A 17018-nucleotide genomic window follows, 5' to 3' on the forward strand; every position below is an offset into this window, starting at 1 on the left:
GTTTGAACAGGCTTTCTGGTCTGTTACCCAACAATTATGGGAGATGTCTATTTGAGAAAGGTTGAATTAAAGTAAGGGGAAAATCAAGAAACATGATCAAACTTTCACTGCGACGTACAGCAGCCGCCCTGGCTAGTTCCGCACTTTTCAACATCGGGGCGATCGGTTCCGCCCTAGCATTTACTTTTGACCAAACAGAAATTAATCAAGACCGAGTGATTGCTATTGCTCAACCCCGCGGTTTTGGTGGCTACCAATTACTAATTGTAGAACAGGTATCTGACAAGCGAGCGTGCTGGAGCGAAAGTGGCTCTAATCCCGTGAAAGTCGATCCGCTATTGATCTCCTTTGATTTTACCGGTATTTGCGGTCGTGCTACTGACAGTAACGGTTTTTCTATTCGCATGGCCGGCACTGATTTAGCATTAAAATACGCCCTAGATTTACAGCAGGTCAATGGTGATGTTTTACTCATGGGAACTCCCATCGATCTCAAAGGCGAACCTGTGATTATTGGTAGAACCAATGGTGATGCTAATGGCTTTATGAAAATTATTCTAGATCCAGCTTGGCGCTTGACCAAAAGATCTTATCAAGGCAAAATATTAGGTCACTTTTATTTCACTAGCAATCAAGCTGCACCTGGGGATATAGGCGGAAATACTGGCGGAAACACTGGCGGAAATACTGGCGGAAACACTGGCGGAAATACTGGCGGAAATACTGGCGGAAATACTGGCGGAAATACTGGTACTCCTACCTTTAAAGATATTAGCAACGATATCTATGCTGCCGAAATTAAAGAAGCTGTAAGCCTTGGGTTTGTCGCTGGATTTTCTCAAGATAATACTTTTCGACCGCAAGTCGCTGTCACTAGAGAGGAATTAGTATCTTTAGTATTAGAAGGTTTGAAAGGAATACCAGGGGCTAATATCAAATTTCCTACCAATATTTCTTTTCGTCCCTATAGGGATGTTGATACCTCCCGTTGGAGTGCGGCTAAAGTTCAATTTGCACGGGACAATAACATAGTCAGCGGCTATAAAGATGGAACTTTTAAACCTACCCAACCAGTCACTCGTGCTGAATTGATGGCTGTCCTCCGTCGTTCCGCAGAATTTGGTTTGTCGGCGCGGGGAATGAAGCCAGATTTAATTCCAAAACAGCCTGCTAAAAATTTTTCTGATACTCAAAGTCATTGGGCGGCGGCAATTATTAATCAAATGTCTGGTTATTGTTCAGTTGCTTCGTCCCTGAATGAAATTGGAAATCGGTTTGCTCCCGATGATTCTGCAAAACGGAATTATGCGGCGGCGGCTACTTTGCGGATGTTGAAATGTGTTAAGGCTCAGTAGCAGTAAAGCACAGTTTTAAGTTCGGAGTCGAGCCAGACTAAATTCCTTATTACAAACAGGTTTGTAGTGAGGAATTTCTTACTCAAATTACTTTTTTCTTAACTCAGTTTTCTTGGGTTTTTGCTTAGATGCTTGTTTCTTTTTTTGGGGAGTGGCGATTATTTCGGCTTCTTGAACTACAACATTTTCAGTGCCTTTAGAGAAGTCATTTAAGGATATTTTTGCTTGAGCTTGGAGTTCGTTGAGTAAGTTTGATGCTGTTTCTAATATTTGTTTTTCCTGTCGTACTTGGATGGTAGTTTGATTTTCGATCGCATCAAACAACACAAAAATAGATATGCTTTGCCAAATATTCACATCATCGCCAATTACATCACACTTGGTGACAAGTTTGCCGTCGGCTGGGATGTGAATTCCTAAGCCAGAATTTTCAATTAATGGCTGAATTTCTGTGATACTTAAATTGGCAAGATCCCCAATTTTATGTTCAAGTAATATTAAATCTGCTAAATCTGGTAAGTCGATATTTTCTGCCCGTAGAGGATCTAACTTAAAGGTAAGAGTTTGATTCAAGGGATCGGAAATGGCATAAATTGATTGAATTTGCGACTTACTAACAGCACCTAAATCGCAAAAATCTTTTCCTCCCGGTGCGATCGCAATTTTGCCCATTCCAGACACCTCCAAGATATCCAAACTCACCAAAGTAGTCGCCGTAGTTTTCACAAAAACCTCATCTAAACCCAGCAAATCAGCCAATTCTTTCAAGGTGGGCGGAGGTTCAAACTCGATACAAGCCCGCAGAATAAACTCTTCGAGTACATTAAATTTGCGAGGTTCGCTAATTGTCACCTCCAAAGGTGTTTGTCGATTCGCACAGCGGAATTGACGCGCAGCTAAAACTGACAAGCCGGGATTTTGTTGCTCAATTTGTGCCACTAGGGAACTTAAGTTAGAGTCAATGGGTTTAGTTGAGGAAGCTAGAGACATCTAGAAAACCTCCACAGTAACGCACCGTTTTTGAAACTTCCTGATACATTTTGCCGACAGTACCTGTTTGTTGGGTAAATAAATCGTGGCAGCCCACAACTACCAGCAATTCTTGAGCGCGGGAAAATGCCACATTCACCCGTTCGGGTTCCTTAGCAAATCCAATATCTCCCCTATTATTATTGCACACTGTGCTGACAATAATCACAGGTCGCTCCATGCCTTGAAATATGTCCACAGTCCCAGTACGGATACTCAGAGATGGAAATCTTTCCGGTTCAATTCTATCTTGAATTAACCTTAACTGAGCGCCGTAAAAAGTAATGATTCCGATTTCTTTAGGCGGTTCACCATCGGCAATTTTTGACTGCCAAGCTATTTCCATTTCTTCGCACAAACGTTCAATGGCATCTACTTCTTTGATATTCAAGCGGGAAGTGCCATTTTTTTCTTCTTCAAAACCTTGTCCGATTGGTGTTTTTACCCACAGGATGTGATTAGTGTCTTGAAGGATTTTACCCGCCAGGTTGTGGGCGCGTCTGGTGTCTGGTTCGGCAATACCACAGTTGAGTTTTTGGTCATAAAATTGATTGATTGCTCCCATAATCTGCGGGTGCATTCGGTATTGAGTTGTCAGCATTTGTTTGATGCTGTCGTTGGCATTTTCAAACAACGTTTTGAAGAGGGATTCTTTGATGAAACTTAGTTCGTCTCCGCTACAGCCAATTTCTTCGGCAATATCAGCGATGGTATTGCGATCGAACATAGGCGGTAACTGTCTGTGATCCCCTACTAATACTAATTTTTTGCCTTTCAAAGCGGGAATCAATAATTCTGGGGGCGTACATTTACTAACTTCGTCAATAATGACGGCATCAAAGCTGGGGAAGTTTTTGCTGAAGTCGAAACTGGCTGCTTGTACGCAAGTAATGCCAATAACATTGGCATTGTCTATATAAATTTGCTTTAAATCACTTTGGTCTTTTTCCGAAGGATTGTGGAGTTTTTTAATCCAGTCTCTTACAAATTCTTGAGAGCGATTTAGTTCTGTTTCATCTCGTTCTAATTCTTGTTTCCATTTAGTTAATTGTCGTTTAATTTTGCGTAAAAAATCCACAGTGAACAATCCCGTACTGCTCACTTCTGGCTTGTATTTATCTGGGAATTTTTGCCATGCGGACTCCCACCAAGTTCTGGACAAAATTAATGCCGGTGTTGGCTGCTGCTGTTGGAGTTTGTCCAGAACTTCGCTGAGTTCTTTTTGGAGTTCTTGGAGTTGTTGTAACCCGTTGTTGGATGCTAGTTGCAGCGGCAATAAATGGTCTTTGAGACTGTTTTTAATTAGTTCCAAGATACCGAAAGGATCGAGGGCTGTTATGTAGTTTTCTAGCTGAGAAGTAATTTCTTTCCAAGCCTCAAATTGGCGAATAAATTGTTGTGGTTGTTCCCAAATATTAGATGTGCGGCTCAGATATTGTTCGGCTAAGGCTCGCATTTTTTCGGGGAGGTTTGGCTGGGCGACAATTGCTTGCAAGAGATTAGTTGCTGTGTTAATTTTTAAATTGGTTGCTTGTTGTGCTGTTTCTAGCTGAAGTTGAAGGGCGGATATTTCGGGCTGATTTAAGCTGAAGTTTAGTCGCTCTAATAGCTGTTGCTGTTTTTGTAGTTGTTGTTCGGTTTCTGTTTTGAGGGGAACCACACATTGGCGTGCATTTTCGAGGATGGTGTGCAGCAATTCTTTGGCGAGACGATCGAGGGTTGTCTGGATGTTATGTGGCTGTAAAGATGCGCTGTAAATTTTTTGAATATTGGCGAAGAAAGTGCTGGCTGTTTCTATGATAAATTGGCGTTGACTTCGGCTGATTTGGGAATAGTTATCAAAGTCTTTGGCTAGTTGTTGCCATTGGGTTCGATCGCCTATGGAGAGTACGATCGGCGTTTGACTCAAATTTAGGTGCAAAAACTCGCTAAATCGGAATTGTTGACCTTGAAGGTCCTTAAAACCCCCGCTGGCTTCATGGGAAATCGCCTTTTGTAGTCTGTCTAAATCGGGCAAACTAACTTTCCATTTGGGGGGGACGATGGGCAATTTGAGCGATCGGGCAATTTTCAACAATCCCCCAGGCAATTCTACCATGTCATCGGTCAGCAGCGCCCCTGTTTCCCAGCAAGATTTGACCACTGCATCCAGTCGAGTATCCGCAGTCTGAATCCACTCTGCAACGGCGACAACAACGGCGGCAATTTCTGCTTTTCGCAGTTCCAAATTCTGGATTTTCTGCTGTAAATTTTGGCGATTTGTCTGATTTTGGCGATCGCCCAATTGTAGCTGACTCAAAGCATCAGAAATCTGTCGCGACACCCTCCGCGAATCCGCAACTCCTGACATAGCATGACACACATCATCAGCACAATCAAAGGCTGTTTGAAATTCTGCTATTTGTGGTGCTACAGTTTCTCGCAACCAAACCGCAATCCCAAAAGCACCACAAGCGGGCCTAACAAAGCCGATTTGAGTAGCCTGATTAGCTGCTATCCGCACATTTACCATAAAGTTTTCGACTAAAACATTACCTTCTGAATAAGGTTTAAGTCTGGGTAAAAATTCGGTTATTTCGGGAGATTCCCAATCGATCTTTGGTGAATCCAGGAGTTTTTGTAAACCGACAAATAAAACTTCAATCTCTTGTTTCTCTGCTAAACTTTCCTGATATGCTGTTTCTTGAAGATTGCAGTTAGCCTCAAGATTTGCCTTGGCATTGTGCAGGTGTTTTTGTTGACTATAAAAATCTAATTCCGCTGCAAAGTAATCAGGAAATCTTTCATATTCTGTCAATAAATTTCGCAAATAAGTGACATTTTGCTGACGATTTAATAGTTTTTGTTCGCAGTCCGTCGCCGTATTTTGTAACCAAGTGCCGATCGCATTTTCTTCCAAAAACGGCTGTCCTTCTTCCTGCACCTTATGAGCTTTTCCCTTCCGCAATGCCCGAATCGCCGGATTGTGAACCAAGCGACTCAAAGCATTATCTACAGCTAAATTTGCCTGAGAAGCAATCAGGGTTTTGCCACCTTGACGGGCAATTTGATAGCAAATCTCGGCAATCACCGTAGTTTTTCCAGTTCCCGGAGGTCCTTGAATCAGAATTAAATCTCGTGCAGCCAGCACTGTTTCTACCGCAGAAATTTGGTCAGCATTAGCATTGGAATTTAATAAATTTTCCCGTTCTAGTTTAATATTTTTTTGTGGCAACCTTGCTTGGGAAGCGTCGAACAAAAAATCGCTCAAATAGGGATTTTGAGCCCGGCCATCTGCCAACATTTTCAAAGCTTGTTCTTTGCGTTTAATCTGAGTGATATCGCCAGCAGCCTCAAAATACAAAAATCCTTGTTTAGGTAATAAATATCGATCGCCAGCCATGCGCACAGCTAAATCTGGGTCTAATTTGATGCGTAATTTGCTACGTTCAAAGTCAATTTCAGCGATCGAACCTAAAGTTTCTCCATCTCGGCTGCTTCTGGTTCCTGGCGCAGAATCAAACAGAGTAATTTCTTCATGGCGGGCATTTTTTAGCCTTTCTCGAAAGTCGCCCAATTCTAAACAATTTTCTTCATAGCCATCTAGAGTTGCGGAACTAGAATCAATTTCTAAAGTAATGATTTTGAGCGTCGAACCGTAATTATGACCTCGGAAAGGGACGCAAAATTGACGAGCTTCCGCAATCCGTTTTTCAACTTTTAGGAAACTGTGCCAAACTTTTAGTTGTTCCTCGGTTGGTATGTGTCTATCTTCCCAAAATGGCAGTTGTTGTACGCGGGCGATCGACTTGCGAGGCACCCCGGCTTTACTATTACCTAAAAGTCGCAGTTTCTGGGGCAAAACATAACCGTCTTTCTTACCTCTTAGCTGATTTACTAAACCAGCATCCAATAACTTGAGGCCACCAATGCCATCTTCGCAGCGTACTGTTGCTAATAAGCGTAAAGTGCAGTCTCTTTTTTGCAGCAATTCTGGGAATTCAAAATCATCTCGATCCGTAGCAACGATCAATTCCCAAATTTCTTCTTCCGAAAATCTCTGATTTACCTGTTGGCGACGCAGATAGAAAATATTATGAGATTTACCGACAATCTCTGACATCAGAATTTCCGCACGCTCTTTGCATTCCCAATCGCAATATTTTGCTAAAGCTGCTTCCCCTTCAACATCGCGAATAAATTTATTAATCGCCCGATTCCCAGTAAATTTGTATCCCCAATCTTCTGTGACTAAAGATGGCATCTTTATTTTCTATGATTGTTTGTCGCCTCGATAAATATAACGTTAGCACGATCGGAACTTGTGCAGGTCTACCCACCAGGTGTCTACCAAATCCCAGGGTTGTGCAGGGTAATACCGTCAGGGAAGCTCTGGATGTGAAAATTGGTTCCGAGGGAGAACCTAGGAACCAATTAAAAATGGAGATTTAAAAGGGCGAACGATGGGACTTGAACCCACGAATGGTGGTACCACAAACCACTGCCTTAACCACTTGGCTACGCTCGCCGTGTTGTTTTCATTATAGTATGCTACCTTAGCACAGGTTTATGGGTAAAGCAACCATATTTTGAAAATTTTTTCCAAAATTTGCGATCGCCCCAGCACCCATCCCATAGAAACCGCCTCAAATCCATACACAGAGACACCAAACGGGCCGGCACTCTATCCAAGAGTTGTTACCGCCTTTGCGGTGAGATTCACCAACTACTCAGTCCTAGCAGCACTCTGACTCGGCTAGAAGCAGCCCAGCGACAAACCAGAACACCAATAAGAACGAAACAATTAAATTGACACTCCCCTGGCTGAAGCCGAGGGGATTCTTAAGACATTTCGGTCTTAATATCCTTGTTACCAAGGTTCCCAAACTCACCACGTTTGCTCTTCGAGCGTGGTGATATTTTTTGGGCGTTTAGGTGACAAGCACCAAGTTTCGCGGAGTCCCCACGTACTATTTCCAAAGCTCGATCTCTGATGGTTTTTGCTGCGCCAATGTCTGCGTGTTCGTGATACCCACATTCAACACAGATGAATTTTTCACCATCTCTGTTGGATTGGTCGATATGCCCGCAACTTCTGCATTTTTGACTGGAGTATTTGGGATTAACTTTGATTACAACCTTTCCTTGCTTTGCAGCTAAATACTCGATCTTCAGAATCAAATTTAATTCTGGCAATGCTGTGATCTGAATGTCCGTCGCACTTCGACGAGGATTTCTAGTGTTGCCCTCCTTGTCAGACTTAGAATCTTTCCACGGATTCCCAGTTGCACCGCTCTTACTGACAAAGCAAGTGAGTGGTGAAGCTTCACCGCGAGTTTTAATGTCGCAATAATCTCCCTGGATGAATTGTTGGTTGTATTGAACAATTCTGTCATTCAAGCACCAATTATAATGGCTCCTAAGCATATTCACCCAAGCTGACATTTTTGAGGTCTGCGTTTGATTAGGACGCAGTTTGTAAACGTAGTTGGTTAACAATTGTGTTTCACCTCTTGTCTTTAGCTTGCGTTTACCATACAGTGTCTATAAACACAAGTCAAGGAATATGGCTAAATTTTCTCCTACCGTTAAGCGTTACATTGAAGCACAAAGAGAGTAGGCAGGATAAATCCTGCAACGCCCTTTCATCCCCGGACTCAAGTCACGGGGTTTTCAGGGTATTTCTTATAAAATTATAGCGATTTCTAATTCTTATCCGTCGTCGAATCCCAAATCGCCAATCCCCATCCCCAATCGATATGAGCTACTGTGTCAATCCAGAATGTCGCCAGCCTCAAAATTCTAGCACTGCCAAATTTTGCTTAAACTGTGGCTCTCACTTATTGCTCAGACAGCGATATCGTCCCATAGAACCCCTGGGGAAAGGTGGATTTGGCAAAACTTTTTTAGCAGTGGATGAAGACTTGCCATCCCAACCCCGCTGTGCAGTCAAGCAATTTCAATTTTACGATCGCGATCCCGAAATTTTCCAGAAAGCCCTTGAACTATTTCGTCAAGAAGCTATTCGTTTAGATGAACTCGGCAATCATCCGCAAATTCCCAATTTGTTAGCCTGCTTTGAACAAGAAACCCAGATTTATTTAGTTCAAGAATTTATTGAAGGACCGACTCTCAAACAAGAATTAGACCAGAATACATATAGTGAAAATCAGGTTTGGCAATTGTTGCAAGATTTATTGCCAGTGCTGCAATTTATCCACGAGCATCGCGTCATCCACCGCGACATCAAGCCCGAAAATATTATTCGCCGCCAGTCGGACTATAAACTGGTATTGATTGATTTCGGGATTGCGAAACTGCTGACAGATACGGCCTTACTCCGTCCCGCAACTTTAATCGGTAGCCAAGATTATTTAGCTCCCGAACAAATGCGGGGCAAAGTATTTCCGGCCAGCGACCTTTACAGTTTAGGTGTCACCTGCATTCGGATGATGACCCAAGTTCCGCCCTTGGATATGTATGATTGCCACACTGAGCGTTGGTGGTGGCGCGATTACCTCCCAAAAGGTACAACTATTAGCACGGAATTAGGTAAAATCTTAGATAAATTGTTGCAAACTCATCTCAATCAGCGATATAGTTTTGCTGTGGAAGTTTTGCAAGATATTCAGGCAGTTTCGCCACTGACTATTGCTGAACTTAATTCGCAGCAACCTCAAATTATCCCTAATCTTAGTAATGGTGACAATTCGCCTAATTTGAGTTTATCGCCAACTTTTGAAGCTCAGATATCCCCAAAAGTTTTCACAAATCCCCTGCAACATTCGACGGGAGCTGTGAATTTGAATTGGCCATTAAATTTAATTTCATTAAAGGGAATTGATTATCATAAATTGCAGGATTTTTTGTCTAGTAAAAAGTGGCAAGCAGCGGATCGAGAAACTTGGGTACTGATGTGTCAAGCCCTCTCTTTGACAGCGGGAACTCAACTAGAGGTTAGCCAGATTTACCAGTTACCGTGCGAAGATTTGCAAATAGTCGATCGCCTGTGGGTACACTACAGTCAAGGTCAGTTTGGATTTAGTGTCCAAAACCAAGTTTACCAAAGTGTTAAGGGAGATTATATCAGATTTTGCGATCGGGTAAACTGGCCAACCTACAACTCTGCTACTGCTTTGAGCCAGCTTAAATTTAGCCAACAAGCACCCCAAGGACATCTGCCATCTCGTAGTTGGGTAGGCGGTGTTCAATGGGTGCGACACCTGGATGCCATCTCAACAAGATTAACCCAGTGCAGTAATATTTCTACTAGAGAGTAATTACTTCTAAATATTAAGTAATTTTGATAATTTTTACTCTACCTCAAAGCAGAGAAATTAAGCTCATTATATGTAACTCACGACCGAGGTTGTATCCTATCGCCCATCGCACAATGGATGACGAAGGTGAACACAGCTAAAGTCTGAATTGCTCAGATTTTAACAACAGAACTCAGTGGAGAGATAGAGTTATGTTTTTTCATAAAAAACAATTGATGGCTGCGGTAAAGGTAGACGAAGCCAACCCTCGTTTTGCCCAACTACTACTAGAACAGTTTGGGGGAGCTACCGGAGAACTGACAGCAGCTCTGCAATACTGGGTGCAGTCCTTTCACTGTGAAGATCCACAGATTAAGGATATGCTACAAGATATTGCGATCGAAGAATTCAGCCATTTAGAAATGGTTGGCAAACTCATCGAATCACACACCAAAAATGTTGACCAAACAGAAGCTTACAAAAGCACTTTGTTTGCTGTGCGAGGTGTAGGCCCCCATTTGTTGGACAGCCAAGGTCAAGCTTGGACGGGAGCTTATGTCAACGAAGGTGGCGATGTGGTGCGCGATTTACGTGCTAATATCGGTGCGGAAGCCGGAGCTCGCCAAACCTACGAAGCATTGATTAATCTGGCACCGGATGCGGGTACCAAAAAGACGCTGCACTTCTTGCTGACTCGCGAAATTTCTCACACTGAAATGTTTATGAATGCTCTGGAATCTATGGGCAAACTTACCGATCCCATGTTTGGTAATATTCCGCCAGATTCCACTGTGGATCTTTTCTTTAACTTGTCTAGCGATGGCAAGGATCAACCCACTGCTTTGAATTCAGAACCCAATTTCAAGTATATCGCCGATCCTGCTCCTCAAGGTTAATTAGAAGATTTGGCAACTAGAATTGCATCAGAACCCCGACTTCTTAAAGAAGTCGGGGTTCTAGGTGTTCTGTTTGTTGAGTAGTTTCGGCTGGAAGATGTTATAGTTGTTGAAGATTCCGATCGACCATTAACATCACATCCATATTGAAATTGCGATCGACCTATTTATTAGTCTCTCACGGCAGTCGTGACCCCCGACCCCAAGTCGCTTTGGAAAACCTAGCTCAACTGCTGTCTCAAAAATTACCCATGTGGAGCACTTCTGGCGCTTCCGGTGTTCCCACAGTCGGAACCGCCACCTTAGAGTTGGGCCCGGCGCCACTACACGAGCAAATTTGCCGTTTTGCCGAAGATACCCTCTCCCTGGGATTGACAGAATTACAAATCTTACCCATATTTTTATTGCCCGGTGTTCATGTCGCTGAAGACATACCGGCAGAGGTAGAAATTGCCCAAAAAACTCTTTCTCCTAAACTGAAAATTGAATTGCTGCCCCATTTGGGAACCCAAGAAGCAGGTTTAGCTAACTTGGTGAAAACTCAGATGCAAGAGGTGGCTTTTCTCCCCAATTTGCGAGTTCCAAAATGGATTTTACTCTCTCATGGTAGTCGCCGTCCGTCCGGGAACTTGACAGTGGAGGAAATAGCTAACCAAGTGGGTGCTGTAGCAGCTTATTGGTCGGTAAAGCCGAGTTTGGAATCACAAATTGAGAGTTTAGTTCGTGATGGACAGCAGCAAATTGGCATTGTGCCATACTTCCTATTTAAGGGAGGAATTACAGATGCGATCGCCAAAAAAGTTACAGAATTACAGCAGCAATTTTCCACAGCCGAAATTCATCTAGCAAATCCTCTAGGAGCAACTGTAGAGTTAGCAGACTTAATTGGGGAGTTAATTAAACAATGAACCGCAAAGATACACAAGAGGCAAAACAAAAACAAGAGGTAACAATGTCTGTTGGTAAAGTTTATTTGGTAGGTGCAGGGCCAGGAGATCCAGGTTTGATGACGGTGAAAGGAAAAGCTTTGTTACAGTGTGCCGATGTCGTGATTTACGACGCTTTAGTCAGCGCTCAAATTTTGGAATTAATCAACCCCCAAGCAGAACGAATAGATGCGGGGAAACGTCGCGGCCGCCATTCCCTAATCCAAGACGAAACTACTCAATTATTGATCGAAAAAGCTCAAGATAATGCGATCGTTGTTCGTCTCAAAGGTGGCGATCCGTTTATCTTCGGCCGTGGTGGCGAAGAAATGGCAGATTTGGTCAAAGCAGGAGTTTCTGTAGAAGTAGTTCCCGGTATCACTTCTGGGATTGCAGCAGCAGCCTATGCGGGAATTCCCTTAACCCATCGATCGTACAGTTCCTCTGTCACTTTTGTGACCGGTCACGAATCAGCGGGAAAATATCGACCAGAGGTAAATTGGCAGGCGATCGCCCACGGCTCCGAAACCATTGTAATATACATGGGAATTCACAATTTACCATACATCATCGGCCAGTTGACAGCAGCCGAATTGAGTGCCGAAACGCCGATAGCTTTGGTGCGTTGGGGAACGCGACCGGAACAGGAAGAATTGATCGGAACTTTGGCTACAATTGTAGAGCAAGTTGAGACGACTGGATTTGCAGCACCGGCGATCGCGGTAATCGGAAATGTCGTCAATTTGCACGGTATATTGTCGGGATGTCGGCCTGTTCATCAGACGGTAGAATCAACAAATTAGCACTTGGTTGAAAACAGCTAATATTTCCTTAGCGTCAGGTGCTTCGTCATTTACGATCTGCAAGTTTTCTCGCATATTTCATCGCGATGCACCCTACCAATTAGCAAGTTGTATTCAACATTTCATCGCGACTAAACCTAGAGATTAATTTGAAAAATCGGTTATATGGGTTATAATTTACGTTGATATCCATCTCCTATTTCACTAACTTTTTTGGCAACCGCAATTTTATAAGTGTCTCCGATCGCATCTTTGGCGATCGCCTCCAGATTGCTATTGGTCAAATCCCCCGGTTGATAGATGCGTTGGTAATAGGTAATGGGTAATAGGTAATTGCTAATAGGTAATTAGTAATGCCCTATACCCACCTAACTGAGAAAAGCTATAGTACCAAAGTGACGATTTTACAAATAAACCCGGTTTCTTAACACTCGCGCATAAGTCCTATCACAATCAGCAATCCAAGTATTTCTTCGCAGCTTGAAAACCATGTTGGTCAGCAATCCGCAGGGCTTTATTCCACATATCCTGTCTTTTTCTCGCTATTCCCTTCTGATGCTTAGCAAGATTGCTCGGACTTGCATTGCTGTTGTGTACCAGCTTCAAAACAGCGGCATTAAGACACTGTTTTAGCTCTTTTTCTTGAGCCGAACTGAGTTCCCCTTCCAACTCCCTGTCTTCAGGCAACATCTCGTGCTGATAGCGCTGATTGATAGCACGCGATCGACGCAGTGCTTGGTTAGCTTGCTGGGGACTACTCAGAACCCCGTAGGTGTGTTTTGCGAGCGATCGTACAGCCGTTTGTGGTGTCACCGGAACTCCCTGAGCGCGTTGCTGATTAATGCTGGCTGCGGTGCGACGAACTATAGTAGGAAGTGTTTGTACTAACGGACGGGTACTAGGGCTGCGTCGCAAGTTTTTCGTAGCAGCAGCTAACCCACTAATTAAATTAGGAGCAGCACGCATAATCGCAGGAGCAACTTGAGGAATAAGCTGTGCAGCCAGTGGCAGTAATGCCCCAATAAAAGCTTCTGCCTCAGCTTCGCTTTCTGCCGTAGCTGCCGCGTATCCCAGGTGTTCCATCAGCCCATCGGTATAGTGCTGCTGGTTGTGCTGTATTTCCCCTGCCATTTCCAACTCGAACTCAAACTCATTATCCTTGGGCAAAAGACTCGCGAGTCCTCCACCTAAAGCCGCTCCCAAAGATTGCCCCATAACTGCTGATGCTGCTGGGCCAACACGCAATTTTCTGCCAGCCACCGCTCCCAAAGCCGCACCTGCCGCAGGCAATCCTTGTACCAGAACCTCTCTCGCACTGTTGGTGGCTATCTTCTTCCACCCTGGATTTGGGGCGGGCGGCGACTTCCCATCTCCACCTTCAAACTCTCCTTGTAATTGGCTTTCCCATTCGTTTTCAAATTCATATTCCCCTGCTAATAAAGATTCGAGTTCGTATTCAGACATAGTTCCGTACATCGTCATTGCTCCTAGTTTTTAGTTGTTAGTTTTTTCGTCCTTTTTCTGTTTCCCAAAGCGGACACCGAAGCAGTGTCGCGAATACCTGGGAATGGTTGTGCAAACCTAAATCCGGCGGAAATAATCCCTCAATTCTTTTAGTCTGCGGAAGCCGAATTCCTGTGGCAAGAAGCGGTTTCAACCGCCGAAAAATAGAGGAGGTAAATTTAAATTTCCACTTTAACCAGGTTCCGCACTTCTCAAACCTCTCCCACCATTGCGACGCGAATCAAGCGGCACAACTCGCTGCGTATGACCCCGAAAAGCTATGCCCAAAGTTTCAGCACTGGTCAGCCATTCTTCGGCATTATCTGCAATTTCTCGCAGCAAAGCTTCAAACTCAGCACGCGATGTTTTGAGGATGTGTTTGTGCGCCAACCAGCGAATCAGTTCTCGTCCAGAAACAGCCATCCGGTGACGCTGAGAAGCATCGACATTTTCCTTGAAATAACGCAGCATTACTTCTTCCACAACATCCCAAGCATTGTCTGCACCAAACAGTTTTCTCACATCTTCAGCATTGAGAATTGTGAATGCTTCTTCCAGCAATTGCAGCACTTCAATCCGAAAGACATTGACGTGTCCGTAGGAAGACCATTTCAAGTTATTTCGCAAATCTAAACCCGCTCGCCTGACGGTAGCAATACTGCCAAAACTGGGGTCAAAAGCTCGATCGCGAATCACATCTGAGATCCGTTTATCGCGCCAAAATTCGGCTACATTATTGATGAATTGCGTGAATAACGGGTGAAATTTAGTGTTAGGTTGAGCGCTGGGCATCAGTTCGACAGGAGTATATCCCAATACCCGTCGATAGGTTTGCATCCGTTGTTTTTGGGTATAGCGCAAAACGCTACGGCGATCGAACCGATACAAACCGTAAGCACCATCACCAGTCGATAATCTCACAGTACCAGCATTGAATAATTCTTGCAGTTTCCAAACAGAGCGAAAAACCCCTAATTTCTCGTGCTGATAGAGATAGTAAAGGTCAGCAACTGCTAGAATTCGTTCGGAAGCAACTTGCTCGTCGTAGTCTTCAACTTTTTCGGGCAAGCGAGTTGAACTGACTTTAGTGGCGGCATCTTTGCCAATACCGATTAATTCGGCTAAACCACCATCTGGCGGCGCTTGAATTTGGCTATCGGCAGCTACCAGTTGCGAAACTATGGTCTCGATTTGCTGAGTTAAAGCATCGGCTAGCTGTGGGTTTTGGATCAACTGAGGGGCGAGTTTTTCAGTGAGAGTTTCCCTCAGAGCAGCAATGCGATCGTATAAACTTTGATTGTCTCCAGTCGTGGACATAATTGAGTCTCCTAGCTGAAAGTTTCAGGCGAGTTGCTGTTAATTTGCGAACACACTCCCAGCGGAGTGTTTGTGAGCTAAAATTTTTTATGACAGAAGTTATCTGCCTGGTAGGCTATTTGTTTCACCACTATTTAGCGCCAAAATGTCATCCCGGTCGTCGATAAAGTAAGGCGGTATAGGTGAAATTAAGGCTGATGCTAATCGTTTGACTTGATAAATTTGGAATGCCAAATCGCGCAGGGAACGCAGGACACCTGCCCGATTGAAAGCAGTGTTGCGAAGGGGAATATAAGAAGCAGCTTGCACCAAAATCATCAGTCTTTCTGCCGTTTCGGCAATGGTTTTGGCAATGCCTAACTTGCCACCATCTTTAGCAATTGCCGGCCATTCTTTAGTCGCCGCCAGCAAAGCCCATGAGAGCAATGATTCCACTGTCATTGGTGGGACTAATTGTCTGACTTGGGAAATGGGGTATCCAGTACCATCCGGCAGCAGGAAAGCAATCTCACCACTATCCAATTTTTCATCTCTTGCCTTGGTGAAATCAAGCCATACTGCCTGTCTTTCCGCAGGACCGAGGAAGACTAGATCCATAATCCGATAAACTTCTTGAACTGATTCTGCAACCACTGACAAAGCTTGCGACAATAGCACCAGTTGTGGCCCGACAAAAGCACCAGCACCAGAATTATTGATATAAGCATTCCAGCTAGATCTCAGAGAAGCAATGTAATCTCTGATAATCAAAAAGTTGCTGTAATTTTGTTCTTCATCGACGGTGTTAATGCGCGATCGAGTCAGCCCAAACATATCAGCTAAATCTTTAAGCTGTCCTGCAACTATTTCCGGTTCATTAGGATTAACATCGCCAATTAACAATTGGAATAAGCTTTCAACTCGCTGAGCGCGAGGCCCGCCTTGAGTTCCCATTTCGTTGACTAATTCAGTGATTTCAGTGCGCACAATTGAGCGAGTAGCTTCAAGATTTTGCCCATCGGCATTTGTATCTAGTGGATAGAGTTTGTTCAGTAGCGGCAGCATTTCATTGAAAGCAGCTTTGGCGCGGTGATAAAGGCTAGCTTGCGCTCCCGTTAGCATACCACCGAGTTCAGTTTGTACGGTGGCATAAGCACGAGGAGTCCATACATAATCAGTGCGCCCGTTACTTTCTTGAGGTGCAAAAGCTTGTGTTATAGAAGCGCGCAACATTTGTGCATCTCCTACCTTAAGATTGCGGCCTAAAACTTCACTAAAAGCACTATCTACCATCTGCTGCAACGAGCCACCTTGACTATCAATAACAGCATAAGAATTGCGAATCCCAGAGCTAGAAACTTGGTCTAAAGTTGGCAAAATATCCACCACTGTATCTTCGGTAATTCTTCGATTTTCGATGATTTGGCGTTGAGTAATTTGGTCAATTAGTTCTTCAATTCTGAGTGTTTCAATGCTGTATTCACTGGGATTATTTGTGTCTACGAACAGAGGTACTGAACTAGAAAAAAAACCTCCCGGTGTTGGCAGAACAATCGCAATATTGGAAGTCCTGCCGTTGTCGCTAATGCCAACAAGTTCTCGGCCGCGAAATACTTGGAAGAAAAGTTCGATTCTAGTTTCAGATTCTAGGGGTTCTGGCCGATAATTTTCGTCTGTAAACTCGATCTCGAAAAACCCTCTGGAGTCTGTTTTTCCGCTGCCTAGGCGATCGTCAAATTTCAAGTCTTTGTCCCAAGCTTCGACTCTTAAACCTGCTTCTGGGGCAGATTGAGTTGTTGGTGTTGGTGTTGGTATTTGTGTTGGAACATTTGTGATTACTTGTCCCCGAATGCGATAAGTTGTCATTCTCATTTCTCCTGTTTGGTAATTGGTCATTAGTTATTAGTCATTGGTCATTAGTCATGGGCATCAATGTCAATAAAGGGTTTTTTCGTCAGGCGGGTTTATTTAA

Annotated in this window: 12 protein-coding genes and 1 tRNA gene; 6 read left to right on the top strand and 7 right to left on the bottom strand. The window is 43.8% G+C overall.

What is annotated here, in order from left to right:
• Nucleotides 1-92 precede the first annotated feature (92 nt).
• Nucleotides 93-1355, top strand: a complete 1263-nt coding sequence (locus AAFP14_RS08090) for a DUF3747 domain-containing protein (RefSeq protein ID WP_341731778.1) — start codon at nucleotides 93-95, stop codon at nucleotides 1353-1355.
• 87 nt (nucleotides 1356-1442) lie between these two features.
• Here the strand turns inward: AAFP14_RS08090 and AAFP14_RS08095 are convergent, their stop codons facing one another.
• The 3 genes from AAFP14_RS08095 to AAFP14_RS08105 form a co-directional block, all read right to left on the bottom strand.
• Nucleotides 1443-2345: a hypothetical protein gene (locus tag AAFP14_RS08095; protein ID WP_341731779.1), complete on the bottom strand. Its 903-nt coding sequence runs from the start codon at nucleotides 2343-2345 to the stop codon at nucleotides 1443-1445.
• Nucleotides 2323-6627 (bottom strand): DEAD/DEAH box helicase, encoded by a 4305-nt coding sequence (locus tag AAFP14_RS08100; protein ID WP_341731780.1) that lies wholly within the window; start codon nucleotides 6625-6627, stop codon nucleotides 2323-2325. The genes AAFP14_RS08095 and AAFP14_RS08100 overlap by 23 nt, the downstream gene beginning before the upstream one ends.
• Before the next feature lie 191 nt (nucleotides 6628-6818).
• A tRNA-His gene (locus AAFP14_RS08105) sits at nucleotides 6819-6891 on the bottom strand.
• A 61-nt stretch (nucleotides 6892-6952) separates the two neighbouring features.
• Between AAFP14_RS08105 and AAFP14_RS08110 the strand changes: the two genes are divergently transcribed.
• Nucleotides 6953-7114: a hypothetical protein gene (locus AAFP14_RS08110; RefSeq protein WP_341731781.1), complete on the top strand. Its 162-nt coding sequence runs from the start codon at nucleotides 6953-6955 to the stop codon at nucleotides 7112-7114.
• 91 nt (nucleotides 7115-7205) lie between these two features.
• Here the strand turns inward: AAFP14_RS08110 and AAFP14_RS08115 are convergent, their stop codons facing one another.
• A complete protein-coding gene (locus AAFP14_RS08115) occupies nucleotides 7206-7862 on the bottom strand; it encodes a zinc ribbon domain-containing protein (protein WP_472851032.1) in 657 nt (218 codons plus the stop codon).
• A 260-nt stretch (nucleotides 7863-8122) separates the two neighbouring features.
• Between AAFP14_RS08115 and AAFP14_RS08120 the strand changes: the two genes are divergently transcribed.
• The 4 genes from AAFP14_RS08120 (at nucleotide 8123) to cobA (ending at nucleotide 12247) form a co-directional block, all read left to right on the top strand.
• Nucleotides 8123-9643 carry a serine/threonine-protein kinase gene (locus tag AAFP14_RS08120; RefSeq protein ID WP_341731783.1) on the top strand — a complete coding sequence of 507 codons (1521 nt, stop codon included), beginning with the start codon at nucleotides 8123-8125 and terminating at the stop codon, nucleotides 9641-9643.
• A gap of 191 nt (nucleotides 9644-9834) precedes the next feature.
• Nucleotides 9835-10518, top strand: coding sequence for a manganese catalase family protein (locus tag AAFP14_RS08125; protein WP_341731784.1), 684 nt, complete (start codon nucleotides 9835-9837; stop codon nucleotides 10516-10518).
• A gap of 152 nt (nucleotides 10519-10670) precedes the next feature.
• Entirely contained in the window at nucleotides 10671-11426 is a 756-nt protein-coding gene (locus tag AAFP14_RS08130; protein ID WP_341731785.1) for a sirohydrochlorin chelatase, read from the top strand.
• Nucleotides 11423-12247 (top strand): uroporphyrinogen-III C-methyltransferase, encoded by an 825-nt coding sequence (gene cobA / locus AAFP14_RS08135; RefSeq protein ID WP_341731786.1) that lies wholly within the window; start codon nucleotides 11423-11425, stop codon nucleotides 12245-12247. Before AAFP14_RS08130 ends, cobA begins: the two co-directional genes overlap by 4 nt.
• Before the next feature lie 453 nt (nucleotides 12248-12700).
• On the opposite strand, the gene AAFP14_RS08140 is transcribed toward cobA, so the two are convergent.
• The 3 genes from AAFP14_RS08140 to AAFP14_RS08150 all read right to left on the bottom strand — a co-directional run bounded on the left by AAFP14_RS08140 (nucleotide 12701) and on the right by AAFP14_RS08150 (nucleotide 16912).
• Entirely contained in the window at nucleotides 12701-13723 is a 1023-nt protein-coding gene (locus AAFP14_RS08140) for a hypothetical protein (protein ID WP_341731787.1), read from the bottom strand.
• 219 nt (nucleotides 13724-13942) lie between these two features.
• Nucleotides 13943-15067 carry a hypothetical protein gene (locus AAFP14_RS08145; RefSeq protein ID WP_341731788.1) on the bottom strand — a complete coding sequence of 375 codons (1125 nt, stop codon included), beginning with the start codon at nucleotides 15065-15067 and terminating at the stop codon, nucleotides 13943-13945.
• Between the two features lie 99 nt (nucleotides 15068-15166).
• On the bottom strand, nucleotides 15167-16912 hold the full coding sequence (locus AAFP14_RS08150) for a transthyretin-like family protein (protein ID WP_341731789.1): 1746 nt from the start codon (nucleotides 16910-16912) through the stop codon (nucleotides 15167-15169).
• Nucleotides 16913-17018: the final 106 nt, after the last annotated feature.

It is taken from the genome of Microcoleus sp. EPA2, from assembly GCA_020882975.1.
Classification (GTDB): domain Bacteria; phylum Cyanobacteriota; class Cyanobacteriia; order Cyanobacteriales; family Microcoleaceae; genus Microcoleus.

What these genes read in the sequence shown, in the direction of transcription:
- AAFP14_RS08090 (WP_341731778.1), top strand. Translation starts at nt 93, where the DNA reads ATGATCAAACTTTCACTGCGACGTACAGCAGCCGCCCTGGCTAGTTCC.
- AAFP14_RS08095 (WP_341731779.1), bottom strand. Translation starts at nt 2,345, where the DNA reads ATGTCTCTAGCTTCCTCAACTAAACCCATTGACTCTAACTTAAGTTCC.
- AAFP14_RS08100 (WP_341731780.1), bottom strand. Translation starts at nt 6,627, where the DNA reads ATGCCATCTTTAGTCACAGAAGATTGGGGATACAAATTTACTGGGAAT.
- AAFP14_RS08120 (WP_341731783.1), top strand. Translation starts at nt 8,123, where the DNA reads ATGAGCTACTGTGTCAATCCAGAATGTCGCCAGCCTCAAAATTCTAGC.
- AAFP14_RS08125 (WP_341731784.1), top strand. Translation starts at nt 9,835, where the DNA reads ATGTTTTTTCATAAAAAACAATTGATGGCTGCGGTAAAGGTAGACGAA.
- cobA (WP_341731786.1), top strand. Translation starts at nt 11,423, where the DNA reads ATGAACCGCAAAGATACACAAGAGGCAAAACAAAAACAAGAGGTAACA.
- AAFP14_RS08140 (WP_341731787.1), bottom strand. Translation starts at nt 13,723, where the DNA reads ATGTACGGAACTATGTCTGAATACGAACTCGAATCTTTATTAGCAGGG.
- AAFP14_RS08145 (WP_341731788.1), bottom strand. Translation starts at nt 15,067, where the DNA reads ATGTCCACGACTGGAGACAATCAAAGTTTATACGATCGCATTGCTGCT.
- AAFP14_RS08150 (WP_341731789.1), bottom strand. Translation starts at nt 16,912, where the DNA reads ATGACAACTTATCGCATTCGGGGACAAGTAATCACAAATGTTCCAACA.